Genomic DNA, 15,024 nt, shown 5'->3' with positions numbered 1-15,024 from the left:
TCGCCATTTAAATTAAATAAGATCTTTTATGTGATCTTTTTATTTTTATTACTACTAGAGCGGATCCTTTCTGTTGATAACTGGATATAGTAATTATTTTATAGGATCTTATTGATCCTGTAACACTGTTAATTGATCGGATCTTTGTTGATCTAAACTTGTTGATAATTAGCTTAGTTATCCACAATTGGTTTTGTCATTTAGGTTATTAATAGCCTTATCACAGCTTATTACTTTCTTTTAGCACAGAGTTATCCACAAAAATATATTTTAATTGCTTATTTTTTGGTCTTTTTGTTGGCTGTTTTTTAATAGTTTACTGATAAAATATATCGAGGGTTTTTTGAATAACGATTTTTTATTTTTTTAAATTGTTCCTTTTTTATAAAATTCTTTTATTTTTACAAAAGCAAATTTATACTTAACTAGATTAATTTTTTAGTGTGAGGTTACTTTATTACTCTTTCACAATTACCGTTGCCTTTTTCATTACCAAATAGTGAAACTTTCGACAGTTTTTATATAGGTGATAATCAATTATTACTTGATTCATTGCAAACTTTATTGGTTAAGCAAGGTTTCAATGTATTTTATATGTGGTCGGCAAGTGCTGCTGGTCGTACTCATCTATTGCATGCCTCAAGTCAAAATAAACTGGCTAGTTATATTCCTTTAAAACAGTATTTCCACCTTGTTCCCGAAATTTTACAAGGGTTGGATAATTATGATTTAGTTTGTTTAGATGATATTGATGCTATTGCAGGTAATCGGGATTGGGAAGAAGCTATTTTTGATTTATTTAACCGTCTGACTGAAAAAAATATTAGTAAATTATTGATTACTGCCAGTGCACCCCCTAAACAGGTTTCTTTTATATTGCCTGATTTGGTATCACGACTTAGTTGGGGGCAAGTTTATCAATTAAAAGAATTAAGTGATGATGATAAGCTTAAGGCGTTACAACTACGAGCCCAATTAAGCGGTTTTGAATTATCGACTGAAGTTGGATTATTTTTATTAAAGCGTGTCCATCGTGATATGCGTACCCTGTTTTCTTTGTTAGAAAAGTTTGAAGTAGCAACATTAGCGGAACAACGTAAGTTAACGATTCCTTTTATTAAAAATATTTTGGATTTGTAATATGAGTAATAAGCCTGAAGCTATCGTTTTTTTTGATTTAGATGGGACTTTATTTAATAGTCAAATAGAGGTTTTAGCAAGTTCAGTTGAGGCAATAAGAAAGCTAAAGCAAAATAATATTATTCCAATGCTTGCAACAGGTCGTACACCTTGTGAAGTGACCGATTTAATGAAAAAATTGTCGATTGATTCTATTATCGGTATGAATGGGCAAATTGTTCTATATAAAGGCGAGAAAGTTTTTACGAATAATATCGATAAAGATTTAATCGCCAGAATGTATCAGTTTTCAAAACAGCAAATGAATATTCCTTTAGCTTTTTATAATGATGAAATAATGCGTATTTCTGAGTGTACTCAAGCCGCAAAAACGTTTTATCACTATCTTAAACAACCTATTCCCCCTGTTGATGATCTGCTTTATCTAAACGAACCGATTCAAATGATGTTATTGTTGTGCGAAGAAGGTGAATCTGTTTATCGTGATGCTTTTCCGGAATTAACGTTTATACGTAACACGCCATATTGCGTTGATGTTTTTAATCATGGTGGATCTAAAGGTAACGGTATTAATCAGTTATTGCAAAAAAAAGGATTCACTGATGTGCCAACTTACGCATTTGGTGATGGGATGAATGATTTTGAGATGTTTACAACCGTTAATCACCCGATAGCAATGGCTAATGCTGTGGACAAATTAAAAGAGCAAGCTGAATTTGTCACTGATTCCAATGATAATGATGGGATTGCAAAAGCCCTAAAAAAATTTGGTTTGATTTAAATATTGTTACTGATAAATCACCCCTAAAGATACAGCTTGGTTTGCACCAGTCACTTCTGGAATATTCGACGGAATATTATTAAGTCGACAATAGGCAAGCCAAGCGAATGCTATTGCTTCCATATCATCACTGTTTATTCCTTTTTCACTAGTAGTTAACACGTTCCAATTAGGCAATAACGCAGATAGTCTTTGCATGATAAGTGGATTTTTTGCGCCTCCACCACAGACTAAAAGTTCACATGGCAATTCTGTATTAATGGATAATTTTATTATTTCTTGCACGATAGATAATGCAGTCAATTCAACCAGTGTTGCTTGAATATCTTCAGATTTTAATGTGATACCTGTCAATTTTTGACGTAACCAAGATAGGTTAAACAGTTCTCGTCCTGTGCTTTTAGGGGCGGGTAATTGAAAATAATCTTCATTTAATAATTTAGTGAGAAGTTTGGTATCCATTTTTCCTGTTTTTGCCCATTTAGCATCGTTATCATAATTTTTACCAAGACAAGCCTTTATCCAACCGTCAAGCAATACATTACCCGGTCCGGTATCGTAACCGATGACGGGCTGATGTGGAATAAGTACCGTGATATTGCTTATTCCACCAATATTTAATATCACACGATTAATTGATGGATTTTCAAGTTGTGATTTATGAAAAGCAGGCACTAAAGGTGCGCCTTGTCCACCATAAGCAATATCTTTTCGTCTAAAATCAGCGATGGTAGTAATGCCTGTTAGGGCGGCAATGATATTGGCATCGCCAATTTGCATCGTAAAAGGGTTTGCACCTAATGGTGAATGGTAAATAGTTTGTCCATGACATCCAATTGCTTTAATTTTATTACGTTCTATTTTATGGTGTGTTAAAAATTGATTCACATGATGGGCATAAACTAAGCCTAACTGATGATCCAGTTCACCTAAATCTTGTAATGAAGTCTGTTTGGTTTCACAAAGGGTCAGTAATTGTTGTTTAATATCATCTGGCAGCGAATAACATTTGCTGGCTATTGATTTAACTTTTCCTGCGGTAATATCAACTAAAGCAATATCTACCCCATCCATGCTGGTACCTGACATAATACCAATATATAAATTGTGCATAATACTAACCTTGTCGTATGATTTGGCCGGTTTTTATATCCCTAATTTCAGAAGGTGAAGCCCTGTGTCCGGTTTCACCTTGTAAAATAGGAAACTGTTCACCAAATTGTAATGCAACTTCGTTTGCGGTAAAACAAGGCGGATAATTTGAAAGATTCGCACTTGTTGAAACTAAAGGTTTACCAAATAGGTTGCATAATGTACATACCAATGGATGATCAGTAACACGTACTGCAATCGAATCAAATTGTCCGGTTAAAAATTGTGGGGTATTTTTATTCTTAGGAAAAATCCAAGTAACCGCACCTGGCCAACTGGTAAGAGCTAACTGTTTTTGTTGATAGGTCAAGGCTGACTCATCGATGTAAGGAATAAGTTGATCATAATGGCTGGCAATGAGAATTAAACCTTTTTCAATGGGACGGCGTTTTAAATCAAGCAGTTTCATTACTGCGGTTTGACAATCAGGATCACATCCTAATCCAAAAACGGATTCGGTTGGATAAGCAACAACTTCGCCTTTTTTTAGCAAGTCATCAATTTCTTTTATTGATAATAAATTTACCATTTACAGTTGGATATAGAATTATAGGATATGAAAATCATATTAAACCGAGGTGTATTGAATTGCAAATTGGCTCTGTCTATTGTGAAATATTGTTGATACAGGAAGTAAAAATCAAAGTTAACAAGGTTACTTGATTATTGCCAATTCATTTGAGGAAAATATTGAACGGTTAATTCAACCATCTGTTGCATATTAATGATATGCAATCTTTTATCAATAAACGGATCAAGTCCACGCGCTGTTATATCATTATCTAAAATATAACAATGTTGAGTTTTTTCTAAAATAGCATTAAGAACAGGAGTATTTTGTAACGCAACAAATACGCCATTTTGCCAAAATAAGACCGCATCTTGGGCACAGATAAGTTGTGGATCGATTATTGATTGGTTATCCGTTGAAATAGTATGTAGCATGTTTTTCACTTATTATGTCAACACATGATATTAAAGTTAAAATTTACTCAAAAATTGAGTTAATTTTGGTTAGTACATCTTTAAAGGTTATTAGTATATAATAACAACTATTTATTAAGCAAAATATCCGTTATGAAACCTATTATTTTAGCCGACGAACAACAAACCATCTTCTTTGGAAAGCAGTTAGCAAAGCAGTGTTTAAGTTATTTATTGAATAATAATAGTACAATAGTCATTTATTTAATTGGTGAGCTTGGTGCTGGAAAAACAACATTTAGTCGTGGTTTTTTACAACAATTAGGGCATGTTGGTAATGTAAAAAGTCCAACTTATACCTTAGTAGAATCATATCAATTTGATGATTTTTCAGTTTATCATTTCGACTTATATAGGCTTTATGATCCAGAAGAACTTGAGTTTATGGGGATTCGTGAATATTTTGCTTCGCGATCTATTTCTTTAATAGAGTGGCCACAGCAAGCACAAGGTATTTTGCCAATTGCAGATATCGAAGTTCATTTAAACTATTTAAAACTTGAACGCACAGCGACTTTATTGGCAAAAACGGAAAAAGGTCAAGCTATTATTAATCAACTACACTTAGCGAATACATGATGAAAAAATTATTTACTTTTGTGATGTTATTGTTGCTTTGCAGTTCTGCTTATGCTGCTAAAGTGGTGATTGCTGTTGATGCAGGACATGGTGGCAAAGATTCAGGTGCGATAGGTAAAAATAGATTATATGAAAAGACCGTAACCCTTTCTATTGCTAAAAAACTGACAACTTTACTCAATAACGATCCAAAATTTAAAGGTGTATTAACTCGAACCAGTGATAATTTTATTTCGGTATCCAAACGTTCAGAGATTGCGCGTAATAGTAAAGCTAATTTGCTTATATCAATCCATGCTGATGCAGCGCCGAATCGTAGTGCTACTGGTGCTTCAGTGTGGGTATTATCAACTAAGCGAGCTGATACTGAACTTGGGCGTTGGATTGAGCAAGAGGAAAAACAGTCACAATTATTAGGTGGCGCAGGCGATGCACTGAGCGATGGTCATGATGCTCATTTAAGTCAAGCGGTACTCGATTTGCAATTTTCTTATTCACAACGTGTAGGCTATGAGTTAGCGACCCAAGTGTTAAAAGCGATGAACGGTACAATCAAATTGCATAAAAATAAACCTGAGCATGCAAGTTTAGGTGTATTGCGATCCCCAGATATTCCATCAATTTTAATTGAAGTTGGTTTTATATCAAATGTTGGGGAAGAAAAATTAATTGGTAGTAGTGCGCATCAAGATAAAATTGCCAAAGCAATTTATCTAGGTATAAAAAATTATGTAAAGCAAAATCCTAAGTTTGGAGAAAGACACTAATGGCTATTCATATTCTATCACCTCAGTTAGCAAATCAAATTGCAGCTGGCGAAGTGGTAGAGCGTCCGGCATCGGTTATTAAAGAATTAATTGAAAATAGTTTAGATGCTGGTAGTACGCAAATTGATATTGATTTGGAACAGGGTGGATGTAAATTAATCCGCGTTCGAGATAATGGTTGTGGAATTAATAAGAGTGAATTAGCCTTAGCGTTAGCTCGTCATGCAACAAGTAAAATTAATACTTTAGATGACTTGGAGGCGATTGTAAGTCTGGGATTTAGAGGAGAAGCGCTTGCTAGTATCAGTTCAGTTTCTCGATTAACGTTAACTTCTCGTACTGCGGAACAATCTGAAGCCTGGCAAGTTTATGCTGAAGGTCGTGATATGTCCCCCACCATTAAACCTGCAGCACATCCAGTTGGTTCAACAGTTGAAGTGTTGGATCTTTTTTATAATACACCTGCTAGACGTCGCTTTTTGAAAACCGAAAAAACGGAATTTATGCATATTGAAGAGTTTATCAGACGTATTGCGTTGGCGCGTCCTGATGTGACATTTAACTTGCAACATAATGGTAAATTAGTTAAACAATATCGTGCATCTGAGTTAGATAAGCGCGTTGAATCAGTGTGTGGTCGTGCTTTCATTCAAAAAGCAGTAAAGTTAGATTGGCAACATGATGATTTGTTGATTCAAGGATGGGTTGCTAGTAATGAAGTTAGCGATCTACAATATTTTTATGTTAATGGGCGCGTAATTAAAGATAAATTACTCAATCATGCTTTACGACAAGCTTATGTAAACCGAACGAACGAACAACAAAGTTATGTTGTTTTTTTACAGCTTGATCCAAAGCAAGTTGATGTCAATGTTCATCCAGCTAAACATGAAGTTCGTTTTCATGAGGCTAGACTTGTTCATGATTTTGTTTATCAAGCTATTGTTATGGCACTGGAGTCGTCAGTTGAATCCACATTACCTTTAGAAGATAACCAAACTAAAATCGCTTTTACACCGAATAGACAAGCGGCGGGTGATAATATTTTCAATCGACAAACCAACCCGTTACCTTATTCTACGAATAAGCCATTTCCTCAAAAGATAACCAATAATGTAAAAGAAAATAATGCGCTGTACGGACAACTTGTTAATGTTGATGCTCAGCAAAACCGTCAGAATCAAGAGCAAAAACAACAGATTGATTTACCACAGGATCATCACATTACTGAACCACAAAAAGCGGTGATTGAAACTTTATTCCCGAAACGAACAACGCCTTTACAGTCATCATTACAACACCAATTTGATAGTTCATCATTAGTCCAATTTGGTCGAGTTTTAACTGTTATTCAACCTGATATTGCATTACTGGAAAAATATGAAGACAGTGAGCAAAAACTAATGTTAATGAAGCTACCTGTTGCAAAGCAAAAAGTGAATGCGATTAAATTATTATCGCAAGAATCTGAAAAATTACTGATTCCATTAACAATTTTAATTAATCGCAAAGAAGAGCAAGTTCTTACGCACTATAAAGCACAATTAACCTTTTTAGGCTTTGATTTTTATTTTGAAAAAGCAAAATTACATTTGCAAAACGTTCCTAAAATGTTACGTACGACAAATTGGCAACAGTTATTACCTGCTTTAATTTCTTTTTTATCTGCTGAAAATACAACTATCGATCCTACTCAAATTGCTAGTTGGTTAGCTATTGAATGCGAAGATAACAGTATGGTCAGTTGGAGTGTCGCTAACGTAATTCAATTGCTTGCTCAATTAGAACAGATAGATATTAAACTATTAAATCAAGAAACGTTTTTATACCCTATTGATATTCAAACTATTACGCAATCAATTTTATTATGAGTAAACCAAAAATTATTTCGTTAATGGGGCCAACTGCATCAGGTAAAACTGCCTTTGCTATGGCACTTTATGATCGTTATCCTATTGATATAATTAGTGTGGATTCTGCGCTTATTTATCGTGGGATGAATATTGGCACAGCAAAACCAACACAATCGGAATTACAAATATACCCTCATAAATTAATTGATATCTGTGATCCGTCTGAAAGTTATTCTGCTGCAAATTTTCGGTCTGATGCGATTTCAGCAATTGAAAACACCTTGAATAATGGTCGAATTCCACTATTAGTGGGGGGAACAATGCTCTATTTCAAAGCTTTAATTGAGGGACTTTCACCTCTGCCAGCAGCGAATAGTGAAATACGTCAGCAAATTGAAGAAAAAGCCAATAAATATGGTTGGCAGTCAATTCACGAAGAGTTAAAAAAAGTCGATCCTGTTTCGGCAAGTAGAATTCATCCTAATGATCCACAGCGTCTTAATCGTGCTTTGGAAGTTTATTTAATTTCCGGAAAAAGTTTAACTGAATTGACACAACATAGTGGTGAACTATTACCTTACGATATTATGCAATTTGCCATTATGCCACCAGATAGAGCGGAGTTGCATCAACGTATTGAACAACGTTTTTTACATATGTTAGAACTTGGCTTTGAAGATGAAGTTAAACGATTAATGGAACGTGGAGATTTACATTCAAATTTACCTTCTATACGTTGTGTCGGTTATCGTCAAATGTGGGAATATTTAAGTGGTGAAATAAGTTATGATGAAATGGTCTTTAAAGGGATTTGTGCCACACGGCAATTAGCGAAAAGACAGATTACCTGGCTAAGGGGCTGGAAGCAACCAATCACATGGTTAAATGGGGATAATATGGATTCTGTTTTCCAAAATATATAATGATGTCAATTGTTTTAATTTTCTTTTTTAACCTTTTAAGTTAAAATAGAAAATTGCATTTTCTTAAAATTTTTTGGATAATTGTCAAGATTCGGTATAATTTTTGTATTTTTTAGTTTAAATACATTAAAATTTTAGTTATTTGTGCATTAATCGCTTTTCGTTAGTTTTATAGCGATGCTTTTTATGTTATTTTGATAATACAGAAGTATCTTATGTCGCATTAAATATTATTTTTTGCGTTTACAATTATTTTATCTTCATTATTATTTCATCTATAAAGGATAAACTCATGTCAAAAGGGCAGTCATTACAAGATCCTTATTTAAATTTGCTTCGTCGCGAGCATATTCCTGTCTCAATTTATTTAGTCAATGGGATCAAATTACAAGGTCAAATTGAATCATTCGATCAATTTGTTATTTTATTAAAGAATACGGTAAGCCAAATGGTTTACAAACATGCTATTTCAACAGTCGTACCATCAAGACCTATTTCAGGATTGGTATCTCAGCCTGAAGAGGAAACTGAAAGCTGATAATTTCAGTGGAGAGTTCGATTGTTTGAACGATATAAAGGTGGTGAATCCGCCTTATTAGTGCATGTGTTCTTTCCCCAAGAAAGCGATATTGAGGATCTTAAAGAGTTTGAAATATTAGTTTCTTCAGCTCAGATAGATATTCTCGATATCGTGACAACTTCAAGAAAGGCGCCTCAAGCCAAATATTTTATTGGCGAAGGTAAAGCTATTGAAATCGCTGAAAAAGTGAAAGAATTAGATGCCTCTGTTATTTTAGTCAATCATACCCTAACGCCTACCCAAGAACGAAACCTCGAAAAATTGTGTGAATGTCGTGTTATCGATAGAACTGGATTGATTCTTGATATTTTTGCACAACGTGCAAGAACCCATGAAGGAAAATTACAAGTTGAATTAGCTCAATTACAGTATTTATCAACACGTTTAGTTCGTGGTTGGACTCATCTTGAGCGACAAAAAGGGGGAATTGGGTTAAGAGGCCCAGGCGAAACTCAATTAGAAACCGATAGGCGATTAATTCGTCATCGTATTCAATTAATCTTATCTAAACTTGCCAAAGTTGAAAAACAGCGCAATCAAAACAGACAATCTCGAAATAAAGCAGATATTCCGACTGTATCTTTAGTGGGTTATACTAATGCCGGTAAATCAACACTGTTTAACGCATTAACACAAGCGGATGTCTATGCCGCAGATCAGTTATTTGCAACACTTGATCCAACTTTACGCCGAATAGTTGTTGATGATGTAGGCGAAGTCGTGCTGGCTGACACGGTTGGTTTTATACGCCATTTACCGCATGATCTTATTGCTGCATTTAAAGCAACCTTGCTTGAAACTCAAGAAGCAGCCTTATTATTACACATTGTTGATGCCGCTGATCCCAACTTTTTAGATAACATGCAAGCGGTTGAAGAGGTTTTGTTGGAAATAGACGCTGATGAAATTCCAACACTATTAGTCATGAATAAAATTGATTTAATCGAAGATAAACAGCCAAGTATTGATCGTGATTCAAATGGTGTACCAATTCGTGTTTGGATTTCTGCTGAAAATGGTTTAGGATTAGATCTCTTATTTACGGCATTAACAGAAAGACTTGCTAGGCAAATTCAAGTTTGCCAATTAAACTTACCAATTCATTTAGCAAAACTAAGAAGCCGTTTATATCAGCTAAATGCAGTTGAACACGAAGTAATTAATAGTGATGGTAGCTTCCATTTAGATGTAAGAATGCCTGCAATTGAATGGAACCGTTTGTGTAAACAAGAGCCAGATCTGTTATACTTTATCAATACGCAAAATAACAACTAATTGTTTAATGGAGCAAATAAAATATGGCGTGGAATCAGCCCGGTAATAACGGACAAGATAACGATCCATGGGGTAATAATAACAAAAAACCATCTAACTTACCTGGCGGTTTTTTTGATAAAATTAATGACCTCTTAAAAAAAGGTAATTCAGGCAATAATGGCGGATCTTCGGCTAATAAATTCCCGCTAAGTGTCATTATTGTTGTCATACTTATCATTTTACTCCTTATCTGGGGGGCAAGTGGTTTTTACACCATAAATCAAAGCCAACGTGGTGTAATTACTCGTTTTGGTCAAGTACAACCTGAAATTATTCAACCCGGATTAAATTGGAGAATACCATTAGTAGACAAAGTTTATCCTGTTGATACTCAAGGTACTAAAAATTTCAATGTAAAAGGATTTATCGTCACGACAGGTGAAAACCTAGTGTTTGTTGAGATGAACGTACAATATCGTATTAATAATCCTTTAAAATATTTATTTAATGTCACAAATGTAGAAGATAGTCTGCGACAAGCGGCTGATAGTGCACTTAGAACCGCTGTCGGTAGTTCAAATATTGACGCAATTATTTCTGATGGACGCTCTGTACTTGAAAGTAGTACTAAAGATGAATTGGTCAATGTGATTACGCATTATGATATGGGTATAAATATTGTTGATTTGAACTTTCAGGTAGCGCGTCCACCAGATGAAGTTCAAGATGCTTATGATGATGCTATCCGTGCTCAAGGTGATAGTGAGCGTGAAATTAAAAAGGCTGAAGCAGATAAAGTCCAAATCGTACAACAAGCAGAAGGTCGCTCAGCGAGAATTTTGGCCGATGCTAATGCTTATAAAGTACGTGTTGAACTTGAAGCTGCGGGTGATGTTGCACGCTTTGAAAAAATCCTACCTCAATATAAAGCAGCACCTGAAATCACTAAAGAACGTTTGTATATTGAAACTATGGAAAGAGTATTAACCAAAACTAATAAAGTTATTGTTAATGATAAAAGTGGTAACATTATGGTATTACCATTAGAAAAGTTATTTCAAAATAAAGAAATGACAAATTCTAATTCACCAACATCATCAAGTATCACGAGTGATTATAATTTTAATGTGTCTTCTGAAGCTGTAAAAAATCAGTCTCAAACGGCATCTGAATCACCAAAAACAAATAACAGCAGTAATAACTCAAACAGCGTAAGAAATACTACGCGAACTATGGGACGTTAAGGAGAAAAATATGAGAAAATTATTAATTCCTATAGTTTTAATATTAATTGGTGTATATATTTCAAGCGTTTATGTTATTGAAGAAGGTACACGTGGTGTTGTTTTAAGATTCAATAAAATCATTGGATTATCTGAACCTGGTTTACATTTTAAAATCCCGGGCATGGATACAGTTAAAGTAATTGATGCTAAAATTCAAACGACTAATAGCTCTAATAACAATAAAGAACAACGATTTTTTAATGTGCAAAAGAAAGAATTAATCGTCGACTATTTTGTGCAATGGAAAATTATTGATTTCAATCGTTATTATGAAACAGTCGCTGGTGGTAATAATGTCGAAGACTTATTATTAGCAAGACTAAACGGTCGTTTACGTGCTGAGATTGGTAAATTAAGTAATAAAGATATTATCAATGATTCTAATGCGGATACACAATCTCGTAATTCTTTGATGAATCGCGTTAAAGATGCGCTAAATGGCGGTGTTCAAGAAGTAACTGAAAATGTATCATCGGATGAACATAAAGAAATAGAAAGTAATAAAACAAGCTTACGTGCATTTGGTGTTGAAGTTATCGATGTGCGAATTAAGCAAATTAACTTTCCTGCTGAAGTTTCAGGCTCTATCTATGCCAGAATGCGAGCTGAACGTGAAGTTATTGCACGAGATAAACGTTTTGAAGGTGTAAGAAAAGCCGAAGAGACTCGAGCAGAAGCGACATTACAAGAAACAAAAATACTTTCGGAAGCTGAACGTCAATCACGTGCGATTCGTGGTGAAGGTGATGCCATTGCAGCTAAACTTTATGCGGATGCTTTTGGTAAAGACAGAGAATTTTTTAGTTTTATTCGAAGTTTAAAAGCTTATGAACAAAGTTTTTCTGGTAATGATGTAATGGTCATTAGTCCAGATAGTGAATTTTTTCAATACATGAAATTAAAATCTAATAACTAACAGAATGAGTAAAAGTCTATGAGTAATAATGTTGTTGTGTTAGGAACACAATGGGGTGATGAAGGCAAAGGTAAAGTTGTTGATTTACTCACAGAAAAAGCAAAATATGTTGTCCGTTATCAAGGTGGACATAATGCAGGACATACATTAGTCATTAATGGTGAGAAAACAGTATTACATCTTATTCCTTCAGGAATATTACGTAATGATGTTATTAGTATCATTGCCAATGGAGTTGTACTTTGTCCTGATGCTTTAATGAAAGAGATGAAAGAGTTAGAAAATAAAGGTATTCCGGTCAAAGAAAGATTACTCATTTCAGAATCATGTCCTTTGATTTTGCCTTATCATATTGCACTGGATCAAGCTCGTGAAAAAGCCCGTGGTAGTAAAGCGATTGGGACAACAGGTCGTGGGATTGGTCCGGCATATGAAGATAAAGTAGCTCGTCGTGGTCTTCGTGTAGGTGATTTACGTGATCGCCAAGCATTTGCAGAAAAATTGAAAGAAGTGATGGAATATCACAACTTCCAATTAGTCAACTATTACAAAGCAGAAGCGGTTGACTACCAAAAAGTGCTAAATGATACATTAGCGATTGCTGATATTTTAATTGCCATGATAGCTGATATTCCTGCACTACTAGAAGAAGCTCGCAAAAAAGGCGAAAGAATTATGTTTGAAGGTGCACAAGGTACATTACTTGATATTGATCATGGTACTTACCCTTTTGTGACTTCATCAAATACTACTGCTGGTGGGGTAGCAACGGGTTCTGGTTTCGGACCTCGTTATGTCGGTTATGTTTTGGGAATTGTAAAAGCTTATTCTACTCGTGTTGGCGCGGGCCCTTTTCCAACAGAACTTTTCGATGAAGTTGGCGAATATCTTTGTAAACAAGGGAATGAATTTGGTGCTACAACAGGACGCCGTCGCCGTACAGGATGGCTTGATGCGGTCGCTGTTAGAAAAGCAGTGCAACTTAATTCAGTTTCAGGTTTCTGTTTAACTAAACTTGATGTATTAGACGGATTAAAAGAAGTTAAAATCTGTGTGGGTTACCAATTACCTAATGGCGATGTGATTAAAAACGCCCCAGCTTCGGCTGAAGAGTGGAGCTTAGTTAAACCTGTTTATGAGTCCATGTCTGGTTGGAGCGAGTCAACTTTTGGTATTAAAAGCTATGATGCTTTGCCACAAGCAGCAAAAGCTTATATTAAAAGGATTGAAGAATTAACCGAGACGCCAATTGATATTATTTCAACTGGTCCTGATCGAAGTGAAACGATGATTCTACGTGATCCATACCAAGCCTAATAATAAATTAATCAAAATCGGGAAATTATCCCGATTTTTTGTTTCTGCAAATAAATAATTGTGGTTGAGGAAAGTATGTCTAAAATAGGAACGCCATTATCGGTAACGGCGACAAAAGTCTTAATTTGTGGTGCAGGCGAATTGGCTAAAGAGGTTGTTATTGAATTACAGCGGTTTGGTTGTGAGGTGATTGCCGTTGATCGTTATGCTAACGCACCTGCAATGCAAGTTGCGCATCGTTACTATATTATCGACATGTTAAATGGTCATGAGCTAAAAAGCGTAATTGAAAAAGAAAAACCAGATTATATCGTGCCAGAAATTGAAGCCATTGCAACAGATACATTAGTAGAATTAGAACAACAAGGTTTTACTGTTATCCCTACCGCAAAAGCAACGCAATTAACGATGGATCGAGAAGGGATTCGTCGTTTAGCCGCTGAAAAATTAAAATTACCGACTTCTCCTTATCGATTTGCGACAAATTTTATAGAGTTTGAAAAAGCTGTTAATGAAATTGGTTTTCCTTGTTTGGTTAAACCTGTGATGAGTTCATCTGGTAAAGGACAATCTTTTTTACAAAATAATAGTGACCTAGAATCTGCATGGCGATATGCTCAAGAAGGTGGGCGAGCAGGCAGTGGTAAAGTCATTATTGAGGGTTTTATCGATTTTGATTATGAAATTACCTTATTAACAGTAAGACATATTGATGGCGTATCTTATTGTGAACCGATTGGACATCGACAAGAAAATGGTGATTATCGTGAATCCTGGCAACCACAACACATGTCTGACCAAGCGCTAAATTTGTCAAAAGAGATTGCATCAAAAATAACGGAAGCGCTAGGAGGTAGAGGGTTATTTGGGGTTGAGTTATTTGTAAAAGGTGATCAAGTATGGTTTAGTGAAGTTTCACCTCGTCCTCATGATACCGGAATGGTGACTTTAATATCACAAAATCTTTCCGAATTTTCGTTACATGCAAGAGCTATCTTAGGGTTGCCTATTCCAACGATTGAACAATATGGGGCGAGTGCGTCCGCTGTAATAATGGTAGAAGGTGACTCAAATCAAGTTTCTTTTATTCATTTAGCCCAAGCACTACGCGTTGAACAGACCGATTTACGTCTGTTTGGTAAACCTGAGGTTAAAGGGGTAAGAAGAATGGGGGTTGCATTAGCAAGAGCAAATAATATAAACGATGCGATAGATAAAGCTAAACAGGTTACAAATCAGATAAAATTTATACTATAACGCCTTGTTTTGAATAAAAAGCAATCACTCAACCCAAAAATAATAAAAAAACAAAAATAAGGGTTGACGACATCAAGTGAAGTGAGTAACATACGCAACCCTTGAGACAGCAAACTAAATCAACAAAACTTGATGAGGTAAAAAAAGCTGTCAGCTCTTTAAAAAGAAGAAACAGACAATCTGTGTGGGCACTTGCGAGACGAAAGAATAAAGTCTACGGACTCAAAAAATT

14 protein-coding genes and 1 pseudogene are annotated in these 15,024 nt (G+C 35.0%); 12 read left to right on the top strand and 3 right to left on the bottom strand.

All coding sequences use genetic code 11. The features are described from left to right. Window positions 1-456: 456 nt before the first annotated feature. Both hda and J3U36_RS05005 read left to right on the top strand, forming a co-directional pair. Window positions 457-1,140 carry a DnaA inactivator Hda gene (hda, locus tag J3U36_RS05010; RefSeq protein WP_081299048.1) on the top strand — a complete coding sequence of 228 codons (684 nt, stop codon included), beginning with the start codon at window positions 457-459 and terminating at the stop codon, window positions 1,138-1,140. 1 nt (window position 1,141) lies between these two features. Then, a complete protein-coding gene (locus J3U36_RS05005; RefSeq protein ID WP_267351170.1) occupies window positions 1,142-1,921 on the top strand; it encodes a Cof-type HAD-IIB family hydrolase in 780 nt (259 codons plus the stop codon). A 6-nt stretch (window positions 1,922-1,927) separates the two neighbouring features. Here J3U36_RS05005 and J3U36_RS05000 read toward each other — a convergent pair whose 3' ends face one another. The 3 genes from J3U36_RS05000 to tusB all read right to left on the bottom strand — a co-directional run bounded on the left by J3U36_RS05000 (window position 1,928) and on the right by tusB (window position 4,018). After that, the gene (locus J3U36_RS05000) at window positions 1,928-3,034 is read right to left on the bottom strand and encodes an anhydro-N-acetylmuramic acid kinase (RefSeq protein WP_267379472.1); all 1,107 of its coding nucleotides are present in this window, start codon (window positions 3,032-3,034) and stop codon (window positions 1,928-1,930) included. 4 nt (window positions 3,035-3,038) lie between these two features. After that, on the bottom strand, window positions 3,039-3,602 hold the full coding sequence (locus J3U36_RS04995) for a Sua5/YciO/YrdC/YwlC family protein (protein WP_267379469.1): 564 nt from the start codon (window positions 3,600-3,602) through the stop codon (window positions 3,039-3,041). A gap of 134 nt (window positions 3,603-3,736) precedes the next feature. Next, window positions 3,737-4,018: a sulfurtransferase complex subunit TusB gene (gene tusB, locus J3U36_RS04990; RefSeq protein ID WP_065558459.1), complete on the bottom strand. Its 282-nt coding sequence runs from the start codon at window positions 4,016-4,018 to the stop codon at window positions 3,737-3,739. A gap of 132 nt (window positions 4,019-4,150) precedes the next feature. On the opposite strand from tusB, the gene tsaE reads away from it, so the two are divergent. From tsaE to purT, 10 genes and pseudogenes are all read left to right on the top strand, one after another. Continuing rightward, on the top strand, window positions 4,151-4,636 hold the full coding sequence (gene tsaE, locus J3U36_RS04985; protein ID WP_267379466.1) for a tRNA (adenosine(37)-N6)-threonylcarbamoyltransferase complex ATPase subunit type 1 TsaE: 486 nt from the start codon (window positions 4,151-4,153) through the stop codon (window positions 4,634-4,636). Between the two features lie 41 nt (window positions 4,637-4,677). Continuing rightward, window positions 4,678-5,382, top strand: a pseudogene (locus J3U36_RS04980) (N-acetylmuramoyl-L-alanine amidase); the annotation flags it as partial. Window positions 5,383-5,402: 20 nt separating this feature from the next. Then, on the top strand, window positions 5,403-7,274 hold the full coding sequence (gene mutL, locus J3U36_RS04975) for a DNA mismatch repair endonuclease MutL (protein WP_267351179.1): 1,872 nt from the start codon (window positions 5,403-5,405) through the stop codon (window positions 7,272-7,274). Then, complete coding sequence (miaA, locus tag J3U36_RS04970; RefSeq protein ID WP_267379460.1) at window positions 7,271-8,179, top strand: tRNA (adenosine(37)-N6)-dimethylallyltransferase MiaA; 909 nt, start codon at window positions 7,271-7,273, stop codon at window positions 8,177-8,179. The genes mutL and miaA overlap by 4 nt, the downstream gene beginning before the upstream one ends. A 292-nt stretch (window positions 8,180-8,471) precedes the next feature. After that, window positions 8,472-8,717: an RNA chaperone Hfq gene (gene hfq / locus J3U36_RS04965; protein WP_220216206.1), complete on the top strand. Its 246-nt coding sequence runs from the start codon at window positions 8,472-8,474 to the stop codon at window positions 8,715-8,717. A gap of 21 nt (window positions 8,718-8,738) precedes the next feature. Continuing rightward, window positions 8,739-10,034 carry a ribosome rescue GTPase HflX gene (gene hflX / locus J3U36_RS04960; RefSeq protein WP_267360540.1) on the top strand — a complete coding sequence of 432 codons (1,296 nt, stop codon included), beginning with the start codon at window positions 8,739-8,741 and terminating at the stop codon, window positions 10,032-10,034. A gap of 23 nt (window positions 10,035-10,057) precedes the next feature. Further along, window positions 10,058-11,260, top strand: coding sequence for an FtsH protease activity modulator HflK (hflK, locus tag J3U36_RS04955; RefSeq protein ID WP_267360542.1), 1,203 nt, complete (start codon window positions 10,058-10,060; stop codon window positions 11,258-11,260). 10 nt (window positions 11,261-11,270) lie between these two features. Next, window positions 11,271-12,218, top strand: a complete 948-nt coding sequence (hflC, locus tag J3U36_RS04950; protein WP_267351185.1) for a protease modulator HflC — start codon at window positions 11,271-11,273, stop codon at window positions 12,216-12,218. A gap of 18 nt (window positions 12,219-12,236) precedes the next feature. Then, entirely contained in the window at window positions 12,237-13,535 is a 1,299-nt protein-coding gene (locus tag J3U36_RS04945) for an adenylosuccinate synthase (RefSeq protein WP_267351187.1), read from the top strand. A gap of 75 nt (window positions 13,536-13,610) precedes the next feature. Further along, a complete protein-coding gene (purT, locus tag J3U36_RS04940) occupies window positions 13,611-14,792 on the top strand; it encodes a formate-dependent phosphoribosylglycinamide formyltransferase (protein WP_267379454.1) in 1,182 nt (393 codons plus the stop codon). Window positions 14,793-15,024 lie beyond the last annotated feature (232 nt).

The organism is Gilliamella sp. B3817 (genome assembly GCF_026536705.1).
Classification (GTDB): Bacteria; Pseudomonadota; Gammaproteobacteria; order Enterobacterales; family Orbaceae; genus Gilliamella; species Gilliamella apicola_I.
The sequence above is the reverse complement of the archived record's forward strand: the minus strand, read 5'-3'. Positions and strand labels throughout refer to the sequence as shown.

Coding starts and splice junctions, on each gene's coding strand:
- J3U36_RS04995 (WP_267379469.1), bottom strand. CDS start 3,602: ATGGTAAATTTATTATCAATAAAAGAAATTGATGACTTGCTAAAAAAA.
- hflK (WP_267360542.1), top strand. CDS start 10,058: ATGGCGTGGAATCAGCCCGGTAATAACGGACAAGATAACGATCCATGG.
- mutL (WP_267351179.1), top strand. CDS start 5,403: ATGGCTATTCATATTCTATCACCTCAGTTAGCAAATCAAATTGCAGCT.
- J3U36_RS04945 (WP_267351187.1), top strand. CDS start 12,237: ATGAGTAATAATGTTGTTGTGTTAGGAACACAATGGGGTGATGAAGGC.
- hflC (WP_267351185.1), top strand. CDS start 11,271: ATGAGAAAATTATTAATTCCTATAGTTTTAATATTAATTGGTGTATAT.
- hfq (WP_220216206.1), top strand. CDS start 8,472: ATGTCAAAAGGGCAGTCATTACAAGATCCTTATTTAAATTTGCTTCGT.
- tusB (WP_065558459.1), bottom strand. CDS start 4,018: ATGCTACATACTATTTCAACGGATAACCAATCAATAATCGATCCACAA.
- J3U36_RS05000 (WP_267379472.1), bottom strand. CDS start 3,034: ATGCACAATTTATATATTGGTATTATGTCAGGTACCAGCATGGATGGG.
- miaA (WP_267379460.1), top strand. CDS start 7,271: ATGAGTAAACCAAAAATTATTTCGTTAATGGGGCCAACTGCATCAGGT.
- tsaE (WP_267379466.1), top strand. CDS start 4,151: ATGAAACCTATTATTTTAGCCGACGAACAACAAACCATCTTCTTTGGA.
- J3U36_RS05005 (WP_267351170.1), top strand. CDS start 1,142: ATGAGTAATAAGCCTGAAGCTATCGTTTTTTTTGATTTAGATGGGACT.
- purT (WP_267379454.1), top strand. CDS start 13,611: ATGTCTAAAATAGGAACGCCATTATCGGTAACGGCGACAAAAGTCTTA.